24 protein-coding genes are annotated in these 21,887 nt (G+C 73.0%); 13 read left to right on the forward strand and 11 right to left on the reverse strand.

Annotated elements, in window-relative coordinates; genetic code table 11:
- Nucleotides 1-281: 281 nt before the first annotated feature.
- The 3 genes from IE134_RS03665 (at nucleotide 282) to IE134_RS03675 (ending at nucleotide 3,472) form a co-directional block, all read left to right on the forward strand.
- Nucleotides 282-1,151: a helix-turn-helix domain-containing protein gene (locus IE134_RS03665; RefSeq protein WP_030709675.1), complete on the forward strand. Its 870-nt coding sequence runs from the start codon at nucleotides 282-284 to the stop codon at nucleotides 1,149-1,151.
- Nucleotides 1,126-1,932 carry an SAM-dependent methyltransferase gene (locus tag IE134_RS03670; protein WP_030709677.1) on the forward strand — a complete coding sequence of 269 codons (807 nt, stop codon included), beginning with the start codon at nucleotides 1,126-1,128 and terminating at the stop codon, nucleotides 1,930-1,932. The genes IE134_RS03665 and IE134_RS03670 overlap by 26 nt, the downstream gene beginning before the upstream one ends.
- An 88-nt stretch (nucleotides 1,933-2,020) precedes the next feature.
- The gene (locus tag IE134_RS03675) at nucleotides 2,021-3,472 is read left to right on the forward strand and encodes a PucR family transcriptional regulator (protein ID WP_030709678.1); all 1,452 of its coding nucleotides are present in this window, start codon (nucleotides 2,021-2,023) and stop codon (nucleotides 3,470-3,472) included.
- 19 nt (nucleotides 3,473-3,491) lie between these two features.
- On the opposite strand, the gene IE134_RS03680 is transcribed toward IE134_RS03675, so the two are convergent.
- Nucleotides 3,492-3,821 (reverse strand): nuclear transport factor 2-like protein, encoded by a 330-nt coding sequence (locus IE134_RS03680; RefSeq protein WP_098894839.1) that lies wholly within the window; start codon nucleotides 3,819-3,821, stop codon nucleotides 3,492-3,494.
- 110 nt (nucleotides 3,822-3,931) lie between these two features.
- Entirely contained in the window at nucleotides 3,932-4,732 is an 801-nt protein-coding gene (locus tag IE134_RS03685) for an alpha/beta fold hydrolase (protein WP_189429561.1), read from the reverse strand.
- 36 nt (nucleotides 4,733-4,768) lie between these two features.
- Between IE134_RS03685 and IE134_RS03690 the strand changes: the two genes are divergently transcribed.
- Nucleotides 4,769-5,380 carry a TetR/AcrR family transcriptional regulator gene (locus tag IE134_RS03690; protein ID WP_189429563.1) on the forward strand — a complete coding sequence of 204 codons (612 nt, stop codon included), beginning with the start codon at nucleotides 4,769-4,771 and terminating at the stop codon, nucleotides 5,378-5,380.
- A gap of 22 nt (nucleotides 5,381-5,402) precedes the next feature.
- On the opposite strand, the gene IE134_RS03695 is transcribed toward IE134_RS03690, so the two are convergent.
- Together IE134_RS03695 and IE134_RS03700 are read right to left on the reverse strand one after the other, a co-directional pair.
- On the reverse strand, nucleotides 5,403-6,305 hold the full coding sequence (locus tag IE134_RS03695) for a LysR family transcriptional regulator (RefSeq protein ID WP_098894838.1): 903 nt from the start codon (nucleotides 6,303-6,305) through the stop codon (nucleotides 5,403-5,405).
- A 33-nt stretch (nucleotides 6,306-6,338) separates the two neighbouring features.
- Entirely contained in the window at nucleotides 6,339-7,100 is a 762-nt protein-coding gene (locus IE134_RS03700) for an SDR family oxidoreductase (protein WP_030709687.1), read from the reverse strand.
- A 202-nt stretch (nucleotides 7,101-7,302) separates the two neighbouring features.
- Between IE134_RS03700 and IE134_RS03705 the strand changes: the two genes are divergently transcribed.
- Entirely contained in the window at nucleotides 7,303-8,103 is an 801-nt protein-coding gene (locus IE134_RS03705) for an SDR family oxidoreductase (RefSeq protein ID WP_098894837.1), read from the forward strand.
- A gap of 45 nt (nucleotides 8,104-8,148) precedes the next feature.
- The gene (locus IE134_RS03710; protein WP_189429565.1) at nucleotides 8,149-10,149 is read left to right on the forward strand and encodes a serine/threonine-protein kinase; all 2,001 of its coding nucleotides are present in this window, start codon (nucleotides 8,149-8,151) and stop codon (nucleotides 10,147-10,149) included.
- A 108-nt stretch (nucleotides 10,150-10,257) separates the two neighbouring features.
- Here the strand turns inward: IE134_RS03710 and IE134_RS03715 are convergent, their stop codons facing one another.
- Nucleotides 10,258-10,746, reverse strand: coding sequence for a hypothetical protein (locus IE134_RS03715; RefSeq protein ID WP_098894835.1), 489 nt, complete (start codon nucleotides 10,744-10,746; stop codon nucleotides 10,258-10,260).
- 61 nt (nucleotides 10,747-10,807) lie between these two features.
- Here IE134_RS03715 and pip point away from each other — a divergent pair, with 61 nt between their 5' ends.
- Nucleotides 10,808-11,785, forward strand: coding sequence for a prolyl aminopeptidase (gene pip, locus IE134_RS03720; RefSeq protein WP_030709695.1), 978 nt, complete (start codon nucleotides 10,808-10,810; stop codon nucleotides 11,783-11,785).
- A 97-nt stretch (nucleotides 11,786-11,882) separates the two neighbouring features.
- Here pip and IE134_RS03725 read toward each other — a convergent pair whose 3' ends face one another.
- Entirely contained in the window at nucleotides 11,883-12,056 is a 174-nt protein-coding gene (locus tag IE134_RS03725; protein ID WP_078614335.1) for a CsbD family protein, read from the reverse strand.
- A 186-nt stretch (nucleotides 12,057-12,242) separates the two neighbouring features.
- Here IE134_RS03725 and IE134_RS03730 point away from each other — a divergent pair, with 186 nt between their 5' ends.
- The 5 genes from IE134_RS03730 to IE134_RS03750 all read left to right on the forward strand — a co-directional run bounded on the left by IE134_RS03730 (nucleotide 12,243) and on the right by IE134_RS03750 (nucleotide 16,889).
- Nucleotides 12,243-12,524: a DUF5133 domain-containing protein gene (locus tag IE134_RS03730; protein ID WP_030709697.1), complete on the forward strand. Its 282-nt coding sequence runs from the start codon at nucleotides 12,243-12,245 to the stop codon at nucleotides 12,522-12,524.
- Nucleotides 12,525-12,551: 27 nt separating this feature from the next.
- On the forward strand, nucleotides 12,552-12,992 hold the full coding sequence (locus tag IE134_RS03735) for an ATP-binding protein (RefSeq protein ID WP_050513599.1): 441 nt from the start codon (nucleotides 12,552-12,554) through the stop codon (nucleotides 12,990-12,992).
- A 138-nt stretch (nucleotides 12,993-13,130) separates the two neighbouring features.
- Nucleotides 13,131-15,086 carry a bifunctional phosphatase PAP2/diacylglycerol kinase family protein gene (locus tag IE134_RS03740; protein ID WP_229823285.1) on the forward strand — a complete coding sequence of 652 codons (1,956 nt, stop codon included), beginning with the start codon at nucleotides 13,131-13,133 and terminating at the stop codon, nucleotides 15,084-15,086.
- On the forward strand, nucleotides 15,086-16,039 hold the full coding sequence (locus IE134_RS03745; protein ID WP_189429567.1) for a YihY/virulence factor BrkB family protein: 954 nt from the start codon (nucleotides 15,086-15,088) through the stop codon (nucleotides 16,037-16,039). The genes IE134_RS03740 and IE134_RS03745 overlap by 1 nt, the downstream gene beginning before the upstream one ends.
- Before the next feature lies 1 nt (nucleotide 16,040).
- Complete coding sequence (locus tag IE134_RS03750; protein ID WP_030709706.1) at nucleotides 16,041-16,889, forward strand: phosphatase PAP2 family protein; 849 nt, start codon at nucleotides 16,041-16,043, stop codon at nucleotides 16,887-16,889.
- A 74-nt stretch (nucleotides 16,890-16,963) separates the two neighbouring features.
- Here the strand turns inward: IE134_RS03750 and IE134_RS03755 are convergent, their stop codons facing one another.
- Nucleotides 16,964-17,449 carry a hypothetical protein gene (locus IE134_RS03755; RefSeq protein ID WP_030709708.1) on the reverse strand — a complete coding sequence of 162 codons (486 nt, stop codon included), beginning with the start codon at nucleotides 17,447-17,449 and terminating at the stop codon, nucleotides 16,964-16,966.
- A 212-nt stretch (nucleotides 17,450-17,661) separates the two neighbouring features.
- Between IE134_RS03755 and IE134_RS03760 the strand changes: the two genes are divergently transcribed.
- The gene (locus IE134_RS03760) at nucleotides 17,662-17,904 is read left to right on the forward strand and encodes a DUF6411 family protein (protein ID WP_030709709.1); all 243 of its coding nucleotides are present in this window, start codon (nucleotides 17,662-17,664) and stop codon (nucleotides 17,902-17,904) included.
- Between the two features lie 82 nt (nucleotides 17,905-17,986).
- Here the strand turns inward: IE134_RS03760 and IE134_RS03765 are convergent, their stop codons facing one another.
- The 4 genes from IE134_RS03765 to IE134_RS03780 form a co-directional block, all read right to left on the reverse strand.
- Nucleotides 17,987-18,976, reverse strand: a complete 990-nt coding sequence (locus IE134_RS03765) for an aldo/keto reductase (RefSeq protein WP_030709711.1) — start codon at nucleotides 18,974-18,976, stop codon at nucleotides 17,987-17,989.
- A 260-nt stretch (nucleotides 18,977-19,236) separates the two neighbouring features.
- Nucleotides 19,237-19,833, reverse strand: coding sequence for an RNA 2',3'-cyclic phosphodiesterase (thpR, locus tag IE134_RS03770; protein WP_098895771.1), 597 nt, complete (start codon nucleotides 19,831-19,833; stop codon nucleotides 19,237-19,239).
- 82 nt (nucleotides 19,834-19,915) lie between these two features.
- The gene (locus tag IE134_RS03775; RefSeq protein ID WP_098895770.1) at nucleotides 19,916-21,250 is read right to left on the reverse strand and encodes an MFS transporter; all 1,335 of its coding nucleotides are present in this window, start codon (nucleotides 21,248-21,250) and stop codon (nucleotides 19,916-19,918) included.
- 141 nt (nucleotides 21,251-21,391) lie between these two features.
- Nucleotides 21,392-21,832, reverse strand: coding sequence for a MarR family winged helix-turn-helix transcriptional regulator (locus tag IE134_RS03780; protein WP_006126571.1), 441 nt, complete (start codon nucleotides 21,830-21,832; stop codon nucleotides 21,392-21,394).
- Nucleotides 21,833-21,887: the final 55 nt, after the last annotated feature.

Raw genomic sequence — 21,887 nt, forward strand, 5'->3', positions numbered from 1 at the left:
GCTCCAGAGAACGGGCCGCCGGAACGACGGTGCACGGAACGGCAGAACGGGAGTACGGCCACGGAGTGCTGAGTACGGAGTGCTGAGTACGGAGTACCCGTGGCGGGTGGACGGAGGGGCATGGGGCAAGATCGGCCCGGTCTTACCGAGTTGGCGTGCGATCGAGTCGGACATGCTTACCTTGGGAGCGCCGTGCGAGCGTCGCAAGGTGCGCTGTGTGCACAGTGCGCAGACTGCGCGGAATGTCGGACAGATCGAGCCGGAGCCGGAAAGGGGGAACCGTGGCGCGCGAACGGTCGGGCCGTACGGCTCGGCACCTGGTCCTGGTGGCCCGCCTGCGGCACCTGCGGGAGGGCGCCGGCCTGTCCGTACCGCAGGTGGCGACGCAGTTGGGCTGGCATCCCTCGACGCTCCGGCGGCTGGAACAGGCGCAGACCTCCCTCGACGTGGGGCAGGTGTCCGCCCTGCTCGACCTCTACGGGGCCGGCGCGGCGGAGACCGACGACATCATGGGGCGGCTCAACGCCGCCAACATGCCCGGCTGGTGGCATCCCTGGCGGGACGCCATGGCCCCCTGGCTGATGGACCTGATGAGCGTGGAGTCCGCCGCGAGCGTCGTCCGCACCTGGCATCCGGCGCTGGTCCCGCTGCTGCTGCGCACCCCGGCGTACGCGATGGCCGTGGACGAGGTGATGTTCCCCGAGCGGGACGCGGCCGAGCGGCAAAGGCGCGCGGACTTCCTGGTGGAGCGTCAGAAGCGGCTCCAGGAACAGCAGACCCGCCTCTGGGCCGTCCTGCCCGTCACCGCGCTGCGCTGCCGGGTGGGCGACGACGAAGTGATGCGCGAGCAGGTCAGAAGGCTTCAACAGACCGCTGAGCGCGGGGATGTGACGATGCAGCTGCACCCCGAGTACGCACCACCGCACCCGCTCACCGGTGTCCCGGCACTCTCCCTGTACCGGGTGGAGATCCGGGAGATCGCCGACCACGTGGTGCGGGAGGGCGGGTTGCCCGGCACGGCGGAGGTGTGGGACAGCCCGCACCCCGTGCAGACGTATCAGGGAATGCTGGACGTGTCGTGCGTGATGGCGATACGGCCGGCCCGAACCAGAGAGGTGTTACAGGATGAGTACGACCGGAAATGGGCCTGAACTGCCCGCGCAGATCGACACGAGCGTCGCGCACTCCGCACGTGTCTGGAACTACTGGCTCGGCGGCAAGGACAACTTCCCGGCGGACCGGGCGGCGGGCGACGCCTACCGGGGGAAGTACCCGCTGATCGAGACGTTCGCGAAGGAGTCCCGGGACTTCCTGCGCCGGACCGTCACCTATCTCGCCCGGGACGCCGGGATCCGGCAGTTCCTCGACGTCGGGGCGGGGCTGCCGACCGCGAACAACACGCACGAGGTCGCCCAGCGGATAGCCCCGGAGTCCCGGATCGTGTACGTCGACCACGACCCCCTGGTGCTCCTGCACGTCCACGCGCTGCTGACCAGCGCCCCCCAGGGCGCGACGGCGTACGTCGAGGCGGACATGCGCGACACCGAGACCGTCCTCACCGGGGCCGCCAAGACCCTGGACCTGACGCAGCCCGTCGCCCTCGTGATCAGTGACGTCCTGGGGCACATCGTGGACTGGGACGACGCGCTGTCCCTGGTACGGCGGCTGGTGGAGCGCCTGCCCTCCGGCAGCTACCTCTCGCTCAGCCACTCCACCGCGTCCGACGAGGCCCACCGGGCCGTCCAGGACGAGTACAACGCGAGCGGCGCGATTCCGTACATCTTCCGGGAGCCGGAGACCACGGTCGCGTTCTTCGACGGGCTGGAGATGGTCGAGCCGGGGATGGTGTCCTGGCCGAACTGGCGGCCCGACGCGAACACCGGCACCACCACGGCCCGGGCCGGATGGGGCGCGGTCGCCCGCATTCCCTGATCCGCGCCTCGATCCCCCTCCCCAACTGCCGTGCCGCGTACGGGATGCCGCCGTACGCGGTGCGCACGGCCCGCAGAGGCTCTCCCCCATGTGCACCACTGGTACGACCGGCCACGAGGCCGCCTGCCCGGGCGGCGCCCGGAATGCGCGGGAGACGACGGACCGCCTGCTGCGGGCGGCCACCCGGTCCGGTGCGCATCTGATCGCCGAGGCCGCGCTGCTGGTCCAGGGGTGGGCGGTGCTGGCCGACCCGATCGCCGGAGCCGTCTACAGCACCCCCGCCGCCGCGGCCGCCGACGGCGTGCACGCGGCGGCCGACCCGTACGAACACCCGCACTGCCTCCAGCGCCCGGCCGCCGGAGCCGTCCTCGTGGTGGCCCCCGGCCCGACCGTCCCCCCGGAGCAGGCCGCCCGCGTCGCCACGACCACCGCGGCCCTCCTGGAGGTGCGCGGGCAGCGGGCGGCGGAGCTGCGGGGCGAGCAGATGCGGCTGCACACCACCCTCGTCGGGCTGCTGCTGGCCGGTCACACCACGGCCGTCGCCGACACCCTGGGCGGGAACCGGCTCACCCATGTCACGGTCTACCGGCTCACCGGCGCCGACGTCCCCACCGCCCACCAGGTCCTGTGGCGGGCCGTACGCCCCTCGCTCGCCCCGCACGCCGACGCCTGCACCCTGCTGGGCCGGCTGGACGGCGAACTCGTCGTCGCCGAGCTGCACCGGGGCGGCGACGACGGCCGGGTCCTGCGCCTGGTCTCCCGGGTGAGCGAGCGCCACCACCTGCTGGCGGGCATGGCCGGGCCGCTGCCGCTGGCCGAGATGCCCACCGCCCATAGCGACGCGGCCGCCGCCCGGCACAGCGCCACCGCCGACCGCCGCATCGTCCCCGCCGACGCCGTCGGCACCTCCCGGCTCACGCCCCTGCTGCCCACGGCCCCGTACGCCCGCTGGGCCGGATCCGTACTGCGCCCGCTGACGGCGGCCCACCAGCACCTGCTCCTCGTCTGGCTCCGCACCGGCTCCAAGCCCCGCGCCGCGACCGCGCTCGGTCTGTCCGCCGGTACGGTACGGGCCCGGATACGCGAGCTGTCCCGGCTGCTCCGCGCGGACCTGGAGGACGCGACCGTACAGGCGCATCTGCTGCTCGCCCTCCGCGCGCCCTCCCCCGCCGACGGCAGCGGGAGCGAGGACGGGAACGGCCCCGCCCGGCTGGAGACGTTGCCGGCCGGCCTCCTGGACACCGAGGCGGCCCGGTCCTGGGCGCGCGGCCTGGTCGGGGGTCTGGAGCCGCACCTGCGGATCGCGCTGACCTGCTGGCTGGGCCACCACGCCCGGACCGCCCCCGCCGCGGCCGAGCTGCACGTCCACCGCACCACCCTGGCGAACTGGCTCACCCAGTGCGCCGAACACCTCGCCCAGAACCTCGGCGACGCCACCGTGCGCGCCGAGATCCACCTCGCGCTACGGGCCACCCGGACCGGCCCCGACGACCCGGCGGCCCTCCCCCGGCGCGGCGGCCGCACCTACCGCCGCCTGTGACCGGCGGCGAAGAGCACGGCTAGGACGGCGCCTGGCCCGTCTCGAAGCGGCTGACGCGGCCGCCGGTGACCGTGAAGACCCAGCGGGTCCGCATGGTGCCCCAGGTGTCGTTCGTGTAGTCGACGACGAGGACGCGGCCGTCGTCGGAGGCGTCCACGACCTTCATGCGGCCGTTGGCCTTCGGGGAGAAGATCTCCTTCTCCGTCCAGGCCGCCAGGTCCCGTTCGCTGCCGTCGTCGGACATGGTGGCGTCCTCGGTGAGGACGTCGGCGAAGAAGGCGTCCTTGTCGCCCGCGTTCACCGCGGCGATGAACTTCTCCACCACCGGGTCGCTGATCGATGGGGTCATCGTGTTCCTCCTCCTTCTCGTCATGCGTCCGGGGGCGGACGCACCGGAGATCCCCACCGAGTCTCTGTCGGCGGACTCGCCGCCGCACGTCGGGCGCGTCCCCGCCGAGCTCACCCGGCGGCGGCCAGCCCCTCCAGCAGCCGGGCCAGCTCCGCCGGGGCCTGGAGGTGCGCCATGTGCCCCTGGCCGGGCAGCTCGTGCACCTCGGCGGCGGGGACGCGCCGCGCGACGTCGTCGAACGATGTTCCGTAGGGAGCCGTGCCCCGGTTGGCCCCGCCGACGATCAGGTCGACGCGGTCCGCCCGCCGGGCGAGGGCGTCCGGCGCGGGCTCCCCGTACAGCGCGGCCGTCTCGGCGTAGATCGGCGCGGCCAGCCGACGCAGGGCCTCCCACACCTCGGGGTCGGCGCGCAGCGCGTCGACGACCGCCCCGTCGAGACCGGCGATCCGCCGGTGCACGATCTCCACGGCCGTGTCCCGGTCCGCGGCCTCGTCCGCCGCCTTGAGGTCCGGGAGGACGTCGAGGCCGAACGGCCGTATCACCGGCTCGTACGCGATCACCTGGTCCAGCGGCCGTTCGTCCGCGGCCAGCAGGGCGATGAGGCCGCCGTAACTCCAGCCGAAGAGGGTCCGCACACCCCCGAGCCCGTCGAGGACCGCACCGAGGTCCGCCACCTCGGTGCGCAGGGAGTAGGCGGCGGTCAGCGGCCCCGAGGGCACACGGCCCCGGCGGTTGACGACCGCCACGGACGGCCACGCGTCCACGGCGGTCGCGACGGCACGCCACCCGAGGGCGTCACTCATCGCGCCCGGAACCACGACGAGGCCCGGGGTGTCCGAGTCCCCGTACACGTCGACCGTGACCCAGCTGCCGTCGCCGACCGGGAACTTTTTCTGAATCGTTCGCTCCATAAAACTATTATGGTGCGATCGCTCTACAATGCAAGCGTGCCCCAGCCGAAACGTGGACGCCCCCGAGCCTTCGACCGCGACCAAGCCCTCCTCGACGCCGCCCGCCTCTTCTGGCGACGCGGCTACTCGGGCACCTCGACCCGCGATCTGACCGCGCGGCTCGGCCTCTCCACCTCCAGCCTCTACGGAGCCTTCGGCAGCAAGGCCGAGCTGTTCGAGGAGGCCGTACGGACCTACGCCGAGCGCTACCGCGAGATCTACGAACAGGCCGTCGCCGCTCCGGACTTCCGGACCGTCGTCGAACGCGTCCTGATCGACTCCGTCCACGAGTTCACCCGGCCCGACGACGAACACCCCGGCTGCCTGCTCAGCAGCGCCGCCATGGCCGACAGCACCAGCACCCTCGACACCAGCGCCTACTTCGCCGAACTCCAGGGCCACAACGAGCGGATCCTCCGCGCCCGCGCCGAACGCGCCATCGAAGAGGGCGAGTTGGCGCCGGACGCGGACGCCTCGGCCCTGACCGGGCTCATCCAGTCGATCTGGCACGGGCTGTCGGCGCGGGCCAGTCTCGGCGCGGACCGCGAGGACCTGCTCGCCGTCGCCCGGCTGGGCCACACACTGATCTGCGGGCCGCCCGCCCCTTGATGTGCGGGCCGCCCCGGCCTCGTCACTCCGCGAGGGAGCCGCTTGCTCCCGCCGCCTCCGTCCGGCTGAGGAAGAGGTCCCGCCCCGGGCACGTCGTGTGCGCGGGCCACAGCGCGTGGACCGGGACATGGACGGGCGGGTCCAGGTCGACGACGTGGGCGGCGCCGCCCGCCGCCGGGCCCGGGGGCGTCGTGACGAAGGCGATGCGGCCGGTCGCGGTGACGGCGGTGACGGGCGGGGTGCCCTGGACCGGGTTGCGCCGGACGTCCGGTTCGACGCCCGCCTGACGGCACAGGCCGATCAGGAGGTCCGTGTACGCGGACGAGCCCGCCTCGCCCCACACCGTGAGCGGCTGGCCCCGGAGGTCGGCCAGGGCCACCGTGGGCCGGTCGGCGAGCGGGTGCCTGGCGGGGACGGCGACCCGCAGGCGGTGTTCGGCGATCCGGGCCCGGGTGAGCCCCGTGCCGGCGGGCATGGCCCGGGTCAGGCCCAGGTCGCAAGCGCCGGTGAGGAGTTGCTCGCGCAGTTCGTCGGGGAAGAGCTGGCGGACGTGGGCCTGTATGCCCTGCTCCTCCGTGCCCGCCCGGGTCAGCAGGTCCACGACCTCCTCCGCCGTCACCGCCGGGGTGTGGCCGATCCGCAGATGCCCGGCCTGGCCGCGCCCGATGCGGCGGGCCCGGTCCAGGGCGGCGAGCGCCTGGGCGCTGAGCGCCCGGGCGTCGTCGATGAGGGCCTGCCCGGCCGGGGTCGGGGTGACGTGCTGGTGGCCCCGGTCCAGGAGCCGGACGCCGACGTGCCGCTCCAGGGTGCGGATGGAGGTGCTCAGCGCCTGCTGACTCAGGTGCAGCCGTTCGGCCGCCCGGGTGAACCCGCCCTCCTCGGCGACGGCGACGAGATGCTCCAGCTTGCGCAGGTCCAGACTCACGCGGTCCTCCCGGACGCCATCGGCCGACAGGGATCAGCGGACCGTGTAGCCGCCGTTGGCGAAGATCGTCTGGCCGGTGATCCAGCCGCCCTCGGTGACGAGGAACTTCACCAGCGGCGCGATGTCCTCGATCTCCGTCAGCCGGCCGCCCATCGCCTGGGACTTGTGGAACTCCACGCGCTCCGGCGTCTCCTGCGGGTAGAAGAACGGCGTGTCCATCGGCCCCGGGGCCACATTGTTCACCGCGATCCCGCGCGGGGCGAACTCCTTGGCCGCCGCCCGGGTGAAGTGCTCCAGCGGGGCCTTGGCGCCCGCGTAGGTGGCGTACCCGTCGGTGAACGCGGCGAGCAGGGAGGTCACGAGGCTGACGATCCGGCCGCCGTCGTTGAGGCGGGCGCCCGCCTCCTGGAGGAAGAAGTACGCCGCCTTGGAGTTGATCGCGAACATGCGGTCGTACTCCTCCTCGGTCGTCTCGGCGATCGGCTTCCGCAGCACCATGCCCGTGGTGTTCACGGCGACGTCCACCCCGCCGAAGGCGTCCAGCGCCTGGTCGAAGAGGCTCCGCACCCCCTCGACGCGGGTCAGGTCCTCGCGCACGACGACGGCCTGGGCACCCGTGCCCCGTACGGCCTCCGCCGTCTTCTCGGCATCGGCGGCGGTGTTCTCGCCGTGGTAGTGGACGACGACGTTCGCTCCGACCTCGCCGAGCGAGCGGCTGATCAGGCCCCCGAGGTTCTTCGCGCCTCCGGCGACGACGGCGGTCTTCCCCTTCAGCGACTGCTGCTGCTCACTCATGTGGATCCCTCTCTCCGATATGTACCGTTCGTTGCGGTTTCCGTGGTCCACGCTAGGAGCGTGGGTCGCCGAGGGGAAACAGAAAGATCGCGTCGGCCCACCAGGAAGATGGGTCACCGCAGGTCAGCACAGGTCGGCGCGGGTCGCAGCGGTGACCGGAAACGTCATTGACGTACGCCTACGGGTCACGAAGGATCACCGCGTGACGACCACCGCACAGCCCTCGCCCGCTCCCGACCCGTCCCGCCCCATCGCCCTGATCACCGGCGTCGGCCGCAGCATCGGCATCGGCGCGGGCATCGCGCGGCGGCTGGCGGCGTCCGGCTGGGACGTCGCCTTCACCTACTGGACGCCGTACGACCGCCGCATGGAGTGGGGCGCCGAGCCCGGGGCCGCCGCGTCCATCGCGCAGGAGCTGGCGGAGGCCGGGGCCCGTACGGCGGCGATCGAGGCGGACCTCACCGACCCCGACGCGCCGGCCCGCATCTTCGACGAGGCCGAGCAGCGCCTCGGCGGACCGGTGACCGCGCTCGTCCTCTCGCACGCGGAGTCAGTGGACTCGGGGCTGCTGGACACCACGGTGGAGGCGTTCGACCGGCACTTCGCGGTGAACTCCCGGGCCAGTTGGCTGCTGATCCGGGAGTACGGGCTCCGCTTCCGCGGCGAGCCGGGCACCGCCACCGGCCGGATCGTCGCGCTCACCAGCGACCACACCGTGGGCAACCTCCCCTACGGCGCCAGCAAGGGAGCCCTGGACCGCATCACGCTCGCCGCCGCGCACGAGCTGGCCCACCTCGGGGTGACGGCAAATGTCGTCAACCCCGGCCCGGTGGACACCGGATGGATGTCGGACGACCTCCGCGAGGCCCTGGTCCGGGGGACCCCGCTCGGCCGGCTCGGCACCCCGCGGGACACCGCCCATCTGGTGGACTTCCTGTGCTCCCCCGAAGGACAGTGGATCAACGGCCAGTTGCTGAAGAGCAACGGCGGCGCGGCCGCCTAGAAGGTGTCTAATCTGGCCTGGTCCATGTAGTGCACAGGGGGTCGTATGCACAACGAAGACAGGGCCGGCAGAGCAGGCGACGGGCAGGACTGGCGCCTCGTCGGCCGCCGGGCGGACGACGAGGCCCCCCGGACCGTGATCGACGGCCGCTACGAGCTGCTGGAGCGGATCGGCAGCGGCGGGATGGGCGAGGTCTGGAAGGCCCACGACCGGCGGCTGAACCGTTACGTCGCGGTCAAGGGCCTGCTCGACCGGAACGCCATGACGCCGGGCACGCAGGCGACGGCGATGCAGCGCGCCCGCCGCGAGGCGGAGGCCATCGCCAAGATCGAGCACCTGAACGTGGTGACGGTCCATGACCAGGTCGAGACCGACCACCAGGTCTGGATCGTGATGAAGCTGCTCGAAGCACGGTCCCTCGCCGACCTGTTGAGCCGCGACGGGGTCCTCGCCGTGCCGCGCGCCGCGACCATCGGCCTCCAGGTCCTCCAGGGCCTGCGGGCGGTCCACGCGGCATCGGTCGTCCACCGCGACGTGAAACCCGGCAACGTCCTCGTCCGGGACGACGGCCTCGCGATCCTGGTCGACTTCGGCATCGCCACCTTCGAGGGCGCCGACCGGGTGACCCGGACCGGCAGCGTCATCGGCACCCCCTCCTATCTGGCCCCCGAGCTCTTCGCCCCCGCCTCCCCCGGCCCCACGCCCGCCTCCGACCTGTGGGCGCTCGGCGTCACGCTGTACGAGGCGGTCGAGGGCCGCGTGCCCTTCGCCGGGCACGAGGTGTGGGAGGTCCAGGAGAACGTCCGGCAGTCCCCCGACCCCGTACTCCGGTACGCCGGGCCCCTCGCCCCGGTCATCCAGGGGCTGTTGATCACCGACCCCCGGGAGCGCCTGGACGCGGCCACGGCGGAGGCGATGCTCCGCGAGGTGCTCGACGACCCCGCCTCGCCGGACGCGGGCGCTGCGGCAGCGGCGACGCATCCGCCTACGGCGGTCTCCACGCCGGACCCCTCGACGCCCCCGACGCCCGTTCTGCGCACGGCCGTTCGGTCGCCGGAACCCGTTCCTCCCTCCCCTGCGCCGAGCGGGCGGCGTGCCCGGTACCGGAGTTGGCGGATCGCGGCGGCCGTCGTGTGCGTGGCGCTGCTGGCCGGGGCGGGCTGGCTGGTCGCACAGGGCGACGGCGAGGACGGCAAGCAGGGCGAGAGGTCCGGCTCGGCGGAGGGGCAGGGGCAGGCGGGCAGCGGCAGCCAGGAGCGGTGGAAGGACACGCACCCCACCCTGGAGATCGGCGTCAAGGACGACCAGCCCGGGCTGAGCAAGTTCGACCGGAAGACGCGTACGTACCAGGGTTACGACATCGACCTGGCCTACGCGATCGCCGAGTCCATGGGGTACGGCAAGGGCGAGGTCGCCTTCACCACCGTCGCCACGGACTACCGGTCCACCGCGCTGAAGACCAAGCAGGTGGACCTGGTCATCGCCTCGTACAGCATCACCGACGACCGCAAGACGGCCGGCCCCGACGGCTACAGCGTCGACTTCGCGGGCCCGTACTACGAGGCGAGCCGCGGCTTCCTGGTCCGCGAAGAGTCGGCGAAGTACACGATCAACGACTCCAGCGATCTGCGGGACCTGGGCGTCGAGGTGTGCACGGCACGGGAGTCGACGTACGAGAAGGCGCTGCCGAAGCAGGGCTTCACCATGGCGAAATCGCAGCCCAACACCTACCAGGACTGCCTGGACAAGCTGCTGGACCCGAAGTCCGACGTGTACGCGGTGGCTTCGGACGACATCATTCTCGCCGGGTACGTCGAGGCCAACCCGGGCAAGGTGCGGCGGCTGGAGAACATCCAGGGCGCAGAGGGCTACGGCGTGGCGATGCGGCCGGGGACCCCGACGCTGAAGCGCGAGGTGTGCTCGGCGCTCCGGACGATCCTGGCCGGCCGGGTGTGGGAGGACATGTACAAGGAGAACCTGTCGGGCCTGGTGGGCGACAAGAACCCGCCGGGGCGACCGGAGTTGACGGAGTGCGAGGGGTTCTGAGGAGCGCGGCGGCGATGGGGCTTCGCCTCCTGGCCCCTCGTGGCCGCTCCTGGCCACTCCTGCCCCGCCCGGCTCACCACAGCAGCACGCGCGCGTCCCGCCCCCGGCTCACCGCTCCGGGAACCGCTCCCCGCACCGGCTGCAGAACACCGGCGCGGGGTCCTGCGACAGCCGCCCGCACTCCGGGCAGACCCGGTCCAGCATGCAGGGCCCCTCGCCGCCTTCGTACGCCCCGCCCGGCGGCTTGATCGCGAGGCCGGGGCGGCGGCGGTGGACGGTGAGGTAGGTGAGCCCGTCCGGTCCGGCGGTGAGCGCCCGCCGGGACGTGCGGGGCAGCCAGAGAACGGCGCCGGCCGCGAGATCCAGGACCTGGCCGTCGCCCGCCCTGACGCTGCCCGCCCCCGCCAGCACGACGAGGAGCACATCGAGCACGTCCTCCTGGTGCTCACCGACGTCGGCGCCGGGCGGCAGCCGCACCAGATTGGCGTCCAACTCCCGCCCCGGCTCGGCCAGCTGCCACAGCGCGCCGCGCTCCTCGGGAGCGGCGGCGGCCAGCAGACCGGCGATGCGGGCGAGGACCCGGGGAGCGGCGTTCACGGCGTCCAGGCTACGCCGCTGCCGTAGGCTGTCCGGCCGACTCACGAGGGAGGGCCCGGGGATGGAACGTCCACAGGACGACACGCTGTATCCGCCGATCGAACCGTACGAGAGCGGCATGCTGGACGTCGGGGACGGCAACCTCGTGTACTGGGAGGTGTGCGGCAACCCGGACGGCAAGCCGGCCCTCGTGGTGCACGGCGGCCCCGGCTCGGGCAGCACACCCCGCTCCCGCCGGTACTTCGACCCGGACCGCTACCGGGTGGTCCTCTTCGACCAGCGGGGCTGCGGCCGCTCGACGCCGCACGCGAGCGATCCGGCGACGGACATGCGGCACAACACGACGGCCCACCTGATCGCCGACATGGAACGCCTGCGGGACCACCTGAACATCGACAGGTGGCTGCTGTACGGGGGCTCGTGGGGCTCGACGCTGATCCTGGCGTACGCCGAGGAGCACCCGGAGCGGGTCACGGAGGCGGTGATCCCGGCGGTGACGACGACCCGCCGCAGCGAGATCGACTGGCTCTACCGGGGCGCGGGACAGCTCTTCCCCGAGGCCTGGGCCGCCTTCCGCGCGGGCGTCCCCGAGACGAGCGACCCGGCCGGCCTGGTCGCGGCGTACGCCCGCCGGATGGAGAGCGAGGACGCCGCCGTACGGGAGAAGGCGACGGCGGACTGGTGCGCCTGGGAGGACGCGGTCCTGTCGATGGAGGCGATCCCGGGCCCGCCCCCGTACGGCAGCCGCCCGGGCCGCGAGCAGCTGGCGCTCGTCCGGATCTGCTCCCACTACTTCTCCCACGGAGCCTGGCTGGAGGAGGGCCGGCTCCTGGCCCGCGCCCACCGCCTGACCGGCATCCCGGCCGCCCTGATCCACGGCCGCTTCGACCTCGCGGGCCCCCTGATCACCGCCTGGGAACTGGACCGGGCCTGGCCCGACGCCACGTTGACGGTCATCGACAACGCGGGCCACATGGGCGGCACGGAGACCCGGCGGGCGGTGCTGGCGGCGCTGGACGGCTTCGCGGGCAACCTCTGACGAGGTACGGGGGCGCTCCTGGCTCCCCCGTCCCCGGACACAGCACGGCCCCGCCGGAGACGAACTCCGCGGGGCCCGGTGCCGCAGGGTGCCGACCTCAGTCGGTCAGGGTGTCCTTGATCTTCTCCTTGGCCTGGCGAGCGTCGCCCTTGGCCTGCTCGCCCCGGCCCTCGGCGGCGAGACGCTCGTTGCCGACGGTCCGGCCGGCCATCTCCTTCATCTTGCCCTTGGCCTGCTCGGTCTTGGCCTGGGTCTTCTCGTCAGCAGCCATGTCACTCACCTCGTGGTGTCGTCGGCGTTGCGGTCACGACCCGCCTGACCCTCGTCGTCCACTTCAAACCCCGACCCACGCGGTCAGACCATTCGCCCGAAAGTGGTGATGAAAACAGACATGGCGGCGGGACCCCCGGGGCACTAGGTGAGCCACATTGCCTCTGCGACGGCTGGTGAGGACAGAATGCTGACCCCGAGCCCGGATGCCATGCGCACCCTGCTGGCCCGCTACAACGACCTGCAACTGCGCCATTCCCAGGACTCCGACTACGAACTCCAGCGGAGCCTGGAGGACGTGACGTACACGCTGTGTGTGAGCACCGGCACCCGGACCGTTCATGACGCCCTGCTGGCCGCAGACACGATCCTGCGCAAGGCGGCGGCCGAGGAGGAGGCGGTGGCAGGTATCCCTATCCAGCGCATGGTGCCCCCCGATGTCTCCGTGCCGAAGCCCCGGACGGCCTGACCGGCACGAGACGAAAGGAGTCGGCCCGTGGAGAGCGAGGGGGCCGATACGGCCAAGCTGGTGTCCCGGCCGAGGACGGCAGCCGAGGCGCGACAGGAGGTGGAGTTCGCCCTCTACCCGCTGTCCTGCTCGCCCGACGCCCGCTACCGCTCGGCGCATCTGGCCGGCGTGTGGGACGCCACGCTCATCGCCTCCGAACTCGTCGGCCATGTGCTGCACCACCGGGCGGACCTGTCCCGGGACTGCTTCCTGGTCTGCACGCTGAGCTGCGGCGAGATCACCATCAGCGTCACCGACCCCTGTGACGAGGTCCTCCCCGCCTCACCCGTCGCCCCGGACGTCCGCCGGGGCGGGCTGGAGGGGGCGGGCTGGTGGCTGGTCCACCGGCTCGCCGACCAGGTCGACATCGCACAGCTGCCGGAGGGGGGCCGTTCCATCACGGCGGCCGTTCCGCTCTCCGGGCCCTGAGCCGCGAGGGCGGAGGCGGAGGCGGAGATCACCGGGCCGGGAGTCTGACCCGCTCACGACAGGGCATACGGCGTATCGCCGAGGGAGAAGTGGTCTCCCCCGAACCGCCGGGCGGCGGAGCAGAGGTGGGGGGACCCGATGGGCACAAGCGTTCCGGCGAGAGACACGAGCGGGACCGGGGAGGCCGACCGCAGCGGCCGACCCGCGGAAGCCGACAGGAACGTCGGGGCCGCGGGAGCGGGCGGGAACGGCCCGTCCAGGGGAGCCGACAGCACCACCGCCACGGCGACCGGTGGCAACGGCCGGCCCGCGGCGCCCACCGGCAACGACGAGCCCGGCCGGAGCGGTCGTCGGGGAGCACCCGTTCCCCCGCGCCCCGGCCACTCCCCCGCTCTCTCCACCGGCGTCCCCCGGGCGGCAGCCCGGATCGGTGCCTTCGCGGTCTGCCAGGCGGCCGTCATCGCCGGATTCGGGCTGCTGATCACCGGGCCCGCCCGGGAGTTCTGGCCGATGACCGCGGAGGACACGGCCGTCGAGGCGCTCGAAGACGCCCGTACCACCACCCTCGACACCGCCTCCACGATCGCCTCCGCCCTGGGGGACACCGCCACGGTGGTGGGCCTCACCCTGCTGGCCTGCCTCGCGCTGGTCCTGGTTCCCCGGCTGCCCCGGTGGCGCGAGGCGGTCTTCCTCGCCGTCGGGGTGTCGCTCCAGTCGATGATCTTCGTCCTGATCACCGCCTCCGTCGACCGGACCCGCCCGGACGTGGAGCGCATGGACGACTCCCCGCCCACATCGAGCTACACCTCGGGGCACACCGGGGCGGCCACCGCGCTGTACGCCGGGCTCGCCGTCCTGGTCCTCTCCCGGGTCCGGGCCCCGTGGCGCAAGCCGCTCGCCGCGCTCCTGCTGCTCCTCCCGCTGCTCGTGGGTCTCGCGCGCCTCTACCGGGGCATGCACCACCCCACCGACGTGGCCGGCGGGCTGGCGAACGGCGCGCTGTCCCTGTTCGTCGTGGGCCGGGCCGTGCTCCCCGGGCACTCCTGGGTGGGCCGCCCCCCGGCCGACGCCATGGACATCGCCGTGGCCGCCGCCGAGGAGCGGCCCGCCCCGGCACAGAAGCAGCTCACGGTCATCGTCAACCCGACGGTGACCGACGAGGCCACCCAGGAGCAGCTGCGTCTGGTCCTCGCCCAGCACGGCTACCGCGACACCCCGTTCGTGGCCACCACCGCCGAGGACACCGGCGGCGGCCAGACGGCCGAGGCCCTGCGCGCCGGGACCGAGCTGATCGTGGTCTGCGGCGGCGACGGCACGGTCCGGGCGGTCGCGGACGCCCTGGCCGGCACGGGCGTCCCGCTGGTTCTCGTACCGTCCGGCACCGGCAATCTGCTGGCGCGCCACCTGCACCTGCCGCTCCGCCCCGCCGAGGCCCTCGCGGCGGGCCTGACCGGCGAGCCCCGTGCCCTGGACCTCGGCCGGATCGAGGGCGACGGGTTCCCCGCCGTCCACTTCACCGCGATGGCCGGGGCGGGGCTGGACGCGACGATGCTGGAGGAGACCTCCGACCGCGCCAAGTCGGTCCTGGGCTGGCCCGCGTACGTCCTCGCCGGGGCCAAGGGGCTGCGCACGCCCCGCATGCGGCTGACCGTCCGTCTCGACGGCGGCCCGGAACTGCGCCGCACCGCCCGGATGGTCCTCCTCGCCAACATAGGAACGGTCCAGGCGGGCGCGGCCCCGGTCCCCGCCGCGAAGCCCGACGACGGCCTGCTGGACCTCGCGGTGTTCGACCCCCGGGGCGCGGGCGGCTGGCTCCGCGCGGCGGGGGTGCTGCTGCGCGCGAAGCGCCGGGGCGCGGGCGGCCCGGACACGCGCCGTACGGACACGGGCGGCGGCCGTACGTCCGACCCGTCCCGGTCCGCACCCGGCGACGGCGGCCCCGTCGAGTTCCACACCTTCCGCCGCGCCGAGCTGGCCTTCGCCCGGCCGCAGTCGCGCGAGATCGACGGGGACCCGGTGGGCCCCGGCCTGCGCCTCACGGCTGAGGTGCGGCCCGGCGCCCTGACCGTCATGCTCCCGGCACGGGAACGCTGATGGGGACGGCGACCAGGGTCCCGGTGACCCGTGACATGAGCGGGGACGAGCTGTCCGGCGACGAGGCGCTCGCGGCCCTGCGCCGGTACGGCCGCTGGCCGCTGATGCGGGACGCCTTCGTGCGCTTCCGCTACGCCGACGGCTTCAGCCACGCCCGCGCGCTGGCCCTGCAGACGATCCTGGCGATCATCCCGCTGGTGATCGCCTTCGTCGGTCTCTCGGCCGAGCTGCACACGGAGGACGTGGGACGGCTCGCCGAACTCACCATCCGCGGCATCAGCGAGGGCCCCAGCGCCGAGGTGGTGGACGAAGCCCTGAACCGCAACCAGCAGAGCGACGGCGACGGTCCCGAGGTCGCCCTCTGGCTGGGTCTTGCCTTCTCCGTGGCCAACGTCACCACCGCGATGTGCCAGATAGAGCGCGGCGCCAACCGGATCTACGGGGTGGAGCGGGACCGCGTCTTCCACCTCAAGTACCTGCGCGGGCTGGTGATGGCCCTGAGCGCGGGCATCCCGCTCGGCATCGGCTCCGTGATGATGGTGGCCGGCGGGGAACTCGTCTCGGCGGCGGCCTCCGTGTACGGTCTCGGCGACACCGCCCGGGACACCTGGGACCTGCTGCGCTGGCCGCTGGGCTTCCTGCTCGCCCTCGTCTCGGCGAGCGCGATCTTCCGCCGGTCCCCGCGCCGCAAGCAGCCCGGTTACACCTGGCTGGCCTTCGGAGCGGCCCTCTACCTCGTCGTGTGGACGGCGCTGACCTGGCTCCTGAGCCTCTACCTCCGGATCAGCGGCTCCTTCGACACCGTCTACGGTCCGCTGAGCGCGTTCATGTCGCTGCTCCTGTGGGCCTACCTCACCTCCATCGCCCTCTTCCTCGGGCTGGCCTTCGCCGCCCAGCTGGAGGCGGCCCGCGCCCGCAGGCCCGGACCGATCACCGCCGACCCCGGAGCATGACGTGCCACGATCCCCCGCCGAACCTCCCGCCCCGGAACCGGACCCCGCGGCCCGCAACGCCGCCCGGAACGCCGTTCAGGACCGGACCCGCCGCGCCGACCGCCGCCTGGGCGTACGCCTGCTCCTGGCCATCGGGGCCGGCGCGGCAGCGGCGGTGCCGTTCGGTCTGCTCCTGCTCCTCGTCGAGGGGGCGTGGCCGCCCCTGCTGCGCCTGGACGCGGGGGCCGCCCGCCGGCTGCACGAGGTGGCCCTGGAGCATCCGGGGTGGACGGCGACGCTGCGCTTCCTGTCGGACTGGCTGTGGGACCCGGCGACGCTGCGGATCGCGGTCGCCCTGCTCACCGGCTGGCTGCTGTACCGGCGGGCGTGGCGGCTGGCCGCCTGGGCGGCGACCACCGCGATCGGGGGCGCGCTGACCGGGGTGCTGGTGAAGGTCGTGGTGGAGCGGGCCAGGCCCTCGCTCCAGGACCCGGTGGCCCGGGCGCCGGGCTACTCGTTCCCCTCGGGCCACGCGATGACGGCCACCACGTCGTGCGCGGTCCTGCTGCTGGTCCTGCTGCCGCTGGTGCCACGCCGGTGGCGCGGGCTGTGCTGGGCGGCGGCCGGGATCTCCGTGCTGGGCGTCGGGTTCACCCGGATCGCCCTCGGCGTCCACTGGTTCAGCGACGTCATCGGCGGATGGCTGCTGGGCGGGGCGGTCGTCGTGCTGACCGGCTGGGCCTTCGAGGCCTGGCGCAGCGATGCGGGCCGCCCGCGTACGGACGTGTCGGAGGGGCTGGAGCCCGAGCTGACGGACGAGGAGCCGGAGCCTCGGGCGTACGGCCCGGAAAGCGGCTCGCGGGACCGGTGACCGGGCGGCCGGGCTGGCCGGGAGCGGGAACGGCGGCCCGGCCACGGACGGGTACGGAGACGGTGGCCCTCCGCTCAGTACCCCTGCCCGACCAGGAAGGAATCGAAGTCCAGCGCCAGGGACCGGGCCTCGGAGACCTTCGCCTCGCTGTCCCCGTCCACCAGCACGAACGTGCAGACTCCCTGCGCCGCGCGGACGACCCACATCGCGCGGTCGCCGTCCCGCAACAGGGCGAGCTCCAGCTCGCTCCCGGTGACGACGTCGGAGATCACCTCGCGGCTCTCCCGCTGCCAGAACGTGCCCGCGATCCGCAGACCCCGGGGGTGGACGGCCTCCTCGCACACGGTGCACAGGGCCTCGACGTCGTCCGCGTCCGCGCCTTCCGCGTCGGGCGCCATCGAGCGGAAGTACGGCCACCCGTCCTCGTCACCCCGCCCCGCGACGGCGAAGAACCCCGCGTCGGCGGAGAACGCGGCGGCGGCCCGCACGGGCGATCCTTCCTCGCCGAGGGCCAGATGCGTGCGCAGGACCTCGCCCCACTTCTCGCTCACCGGAGACATCGTTGCGTCCCTCCCCTTCTTCGTTCTTCGTCGTTCGCCGGGCGGTCACCCCCGGGCCCGGCGAAGCATCTCCTGCCCGGGTATCTCCCGGTCAGACAGGATCCGTCCGCCGCGCGCGGGCGACAGCACAACCCGGAGGATTCAGGTGCCGACGATCGGGCACGCGTGGCAGACACCACCCGCCAACCACAGCACCAGGACAAGGATTCACCATGATGGTCGTCGGAATAGTCGCCGTCTGCGCCGTTCTCCTCGTACTCGCCTTCCTCGTCCCGCGCCTCTCGCGCCACCCGGAGCGCGGCACCCAGCGCACGCTGGGCCTGGGCTCGCGCGCCGGCGGCAAGGCCCCCGGCGTCCTGGGCCGCCTCTTCAGCAAGCCGTTCCGCAGCAGCTCCAAGGCGGTCGGCAAGAGCGGCTCGGCCGGTCGCCGTGCCCGCGGCCACATGCCGTTCTGACCGTGGCACCCCGGCCCGTAACCCCGAAGAAGGGGCCTCCCGTCACAGCGACGGGAGGCCCCTTCTTCGTGTTCGTGCAGCCCTACCAGGCGAACGCCTCCGGCGAAGGCCCCGGGCCCGGGAAGATCTCGTCCAGACCCGTGAGCACCGCCTCCGGGAGCTCCAGCTCAAGCGCCCGCAGCGCGCTGTCCAGCTGCTCGGCGGTGCGCGGGCCGACGATCGGGCCCGTGATGCCGGGGCGGGTCAGCAGCCAGGCCAGGGCCGCTTCGCCGGGCTCCAGGCCGTGCTTGTCGAGCAGGTCCTCGTACGCCTGGAGCTGCGCGCGGGTGGCGGGGTCGGCCAGGGCGTCGGCCGCGCGGCCCGAGGCGCGGCGGCCGCCTTCGGTCGTCTTCTTGATCACGCCGCCCAGCAGGCCGCCGTGCAGCGGGGACCAGGGGATGACCCCGAGGCCGTACTCCTGCGCGGCCGGGATGACCTCCATCTCGGCGCGGCGCTCGACGAGGTTGTAGATGCACTGCTCGCTGACCAGGCCGAGCGAACCGCGCCGGGCGGCCTGCTCGTTGGCCTGGGCGATCTTGTAGCCGGAGAAGTTGGACGAACCGGCGTAGAGGATCTTGCCCTGCTGGACCAGGACGTCGATCGCCTGCCAGATCTCGTCGAAAGGCGTGTCCCGGTCGACGTGGTGGAACTGGTACAGATCGATGTGGTCGGTCTGGAGACGCTTGAGCGAGGCGTCGACCGCGCGCCGGATGTTCACGGCGGAGAGCTTGTCGTGGTTGGGCCAGGCCTCGCCGTCGGCGCCCATGTTCCCGTACATCTTGGTGGCCAGGACCACCTTGTCGCGCCGGCCGCCGCCCTGGGCGAACCAGGTGCCGAGGATCTCCTCGGTGCGCCCCTTGTTCTCGCCCCAGCCGTAGACGTTGGCCGTGTCGAAGAAGTTCAGGCCCGCGCCGAGCGCGGAGTCCATGATCGCGTGACTGTCCGACTCGTTGGTCTGCGGGCCGAAGTTCATCGTCCCGAGGACGAGCCGGCTGACCTTGAGTCCCGTACGTCCGAGCTGTGTGTACTTCATGGCGCCCAAGCCAACTCCTTCGAGTCCACTCCAGGCAAGCACGCACCCCGGACGCGCCGGGCCGCCCCGCGGTGTGTCACACCGCCCGGCGGCCCGCCGGTCTCAGCCGCCCAGGGCGGCCCCCACGGCGACGACGACGAATATCAGCACGAGCACGGCCGCCATGATGCGGTTTCTGGTCTTCGGGTCCACCCTTCGAGCGTAACGGCACCGCTCACCGGCCCCGGCCGCCGGGCCGCCCCGGGCGTCATGGCGGACCCTCACCCGCCCAGCGGCCAGGCCCGCACCGCCGTGTAGCGCGGCCGCTCCCCCGGCACCCCGGACACCGGCAGGTGACTTCGTACGAGCGTGAGCTCGGCGGCCTCCCAGCGCTGCCCCTCGAACCCCGCCAGCGCCGCGGCGAAGGGCCGCAGGTCCGCCGCGCCCCGGCTGCGGGCCAGCGTGAGGTGCGGGGTGTAGCGGCGGTGCTCCTCCATCGGCAGCCCGGCTCGCCGGGCGGCGGCCTCCGCGCGCCCGGCGAGCAGCCGCAGGGTGTCAAGCCCGCCCGCCGCCCCGGCCCAGAGCGCCCGCCCGTCGAAATGCCCGGCCCCGTGCACCCGGAGCGCGAAGGGCCCGGTACGGCGCGCGGCCCGCTCCAGACGCGCCTCCAGCTCCGGCGTGGCGCCCTCGGGCACCTCCCCGTAGAACGCCAGCGTGAAGTGCCAGCCCTCGGGGCCCGTCCAGCGCAGATCCGGCGCCCCGGGCAGGCCGTGGAGCGGCGCGAGAGCCGTACGGAGCTCGGCGACGGCCGCGTCGGGAGGCAGGACGGCGGCGAAGAGCCGCTGGGTGACCGGACGACCGGGTTCGCTGCTGCTCATGCGCGCGAGTCTGGCAGGCGCGGTCGAGCGGGACGCGACAACGCCCTCCTCCCGGTCCGGAAGGAGGGCGTTTCTGTCCCTGTCACGCCGCCGTCGCCAGCTGCTCGCGCGGGACGAAGCGGACGTGCGGGCGGCCCGGGCGGAGGTCGACCTTCAAGCGGAGGCCGCCGACGCGGGCGAGGGCGAAGCCGACGGCCAGGGCGGCGATCACCGAGATCGCGCCGCCGGCCGCGAAGCCGGTGCGCGCGCCGTACGTGTCGCTGATCCAGCCGACGATCGGGGCCCCCACCGGCGTACCCCCGGCGAAGACCATCATGTACAGGCTCATCACCCGGCCCCGCATCTCGGGGTCGGCGGCCATCTGGACGCTCGTGTTCGCGGTGATGTTCGTCGTCAGGCCCAGCATGCCGATCGGGACCAGGAGGATCGAGAACAGCCAGACGGTCGGGGAGAGCGAAGCCGCGATCTCCAGCAGGCCGAACGCCGTACCCGCCGCCACCAGCATCCGCAGCCGCGAGGAGCGGCGGCGGGCCGAGAGCAGCGCGCCGGCCAGCGAACCGGCCGCCATCAGGATGTTGAAGAAGGAGTACATGCCCGCGCCGCCGTCGAAGATCTCGTCGGCGAAGGCGGTGAGCCAGATCGGGAAGTTGAAGCCGAACGTGCCGACGAAGCCGACCAGGACGATCGGCCAGACCAGCTCGGGGCGGCCCCGGACGTAAGCAAGGCCCTCGCGGAGCTGGCCCTTGGCGCGGGGCACGGTCACCGAGGCGTGCAGTTCGTTCGTCCGCATCATCAGCAGGCCGACGAGCGGGGCCAGGAAGGACAGGCCGTTGAGCAGGAACGCCCAGCCGCTGCCGACGGTGGTGATCAGGACACCCGCGACGGCGGGGCCGATGAGCCGGGCGGACTGGAAGTTCGCCGAGTTCAGGCTGACCGCGTTGCGCAGCTGCGCGGGGCCGACCATCTCCGAGACGAACGACTGGCGCGCCGGGTTGTCGACGACGGTCACCATGCCGAGCAGGAACGCGACCAGGTAGACGTGCCAGACCTCGACGACCCCGGAGAGGGTAAGGGCGGCCAGCGCGATACCGCACAGGCCGAGCATGGCCTGGCTGACGAGCAGGATCTGCCGCTTCGGGAGGCGGTCGGCGATGACGCCGCCGTACAGGCCGAAGAGCAGCATCGGAAGGAACTGCAGGGCTGTGGTGATGCCTACGGCGGTGGCGGAACCCGTCAGGCTCAGCACGAGCCAGTCCTGCGTGATGCGGGACATCCAGGTACCGGTGTTGGAGATCACGGCGCCCGTGGCGAACAGGCGGTAGTTACGGATCTTCAGCGACGAGAAGGTCCCGCCGGTCGTGCTCTCGTGGGTGGAATTCGGTGCGGGGGCGGAGTCTGCTCCGGGTCCCGTACTCAAAAGGGTTCATCTCCTCGTACGTCTGCGGCGTGCGGTCCGACGAGGACGTGACGACGGGCGCTCCGGCGGTGATCCGGTCCGGTCCGGCCGTATACAGGGATACAGCCCGGCGGGTGGATCACCGTCGGCGCGCCCGTGGGGTCATAGGTGGGCGAGCTTCTCCAACACGGGCGCGGCGGCCCGAAGCGTCTCCCACTCGTCCTCGTCCAGGCCCTCGGCGAGGTGGGCCAGCCAGGCGTTCCGCTTGGTGCGGCTCTCCGCGAGCATGGCCTCGGCCTGCTCGGTCTGGCTGACCCTCTTCTGCCGACGGTCATCGGGGTGCGGTTCCAGCCTGACCAGCCCCTTCGCCTCCAGCAGCGCGACGATGCGGGTCATCGACGGCGGCTGTACGTGCTCCTTGCGGGCCAGCTCACCGGGGGTGGCCGAGCCGCAGCGGGCCAGGGTGCCGAGCACCGACATCTCGGTGGGGCTCAGCGACTCGTCGACACGCTGATGCTTCAGGCGACGGCCCAGCAGCATCACGGCGGAGCGGAGGGAGCTCACGGCGGCGGCACTGTCGCCGTCGTGGATCAGGTCAGGCATGTTTGTTAGCGTAACTCATTACCCAACCTAAATACCACCCGGTTACACCTCCCGT

The sequence above is a fragment of the Streptomyces rubiginosohelvolus genome (assembly GCF_014649875.1).
In the GTDB taxonomy this organism is placed as follows: domain Bacteria; phylum Actinomycetota; class Actinomycetes; order Streptomycetales; family Streptomycetaceae; genus Streptomyces; species Streptomyces rubiginosohelvolus.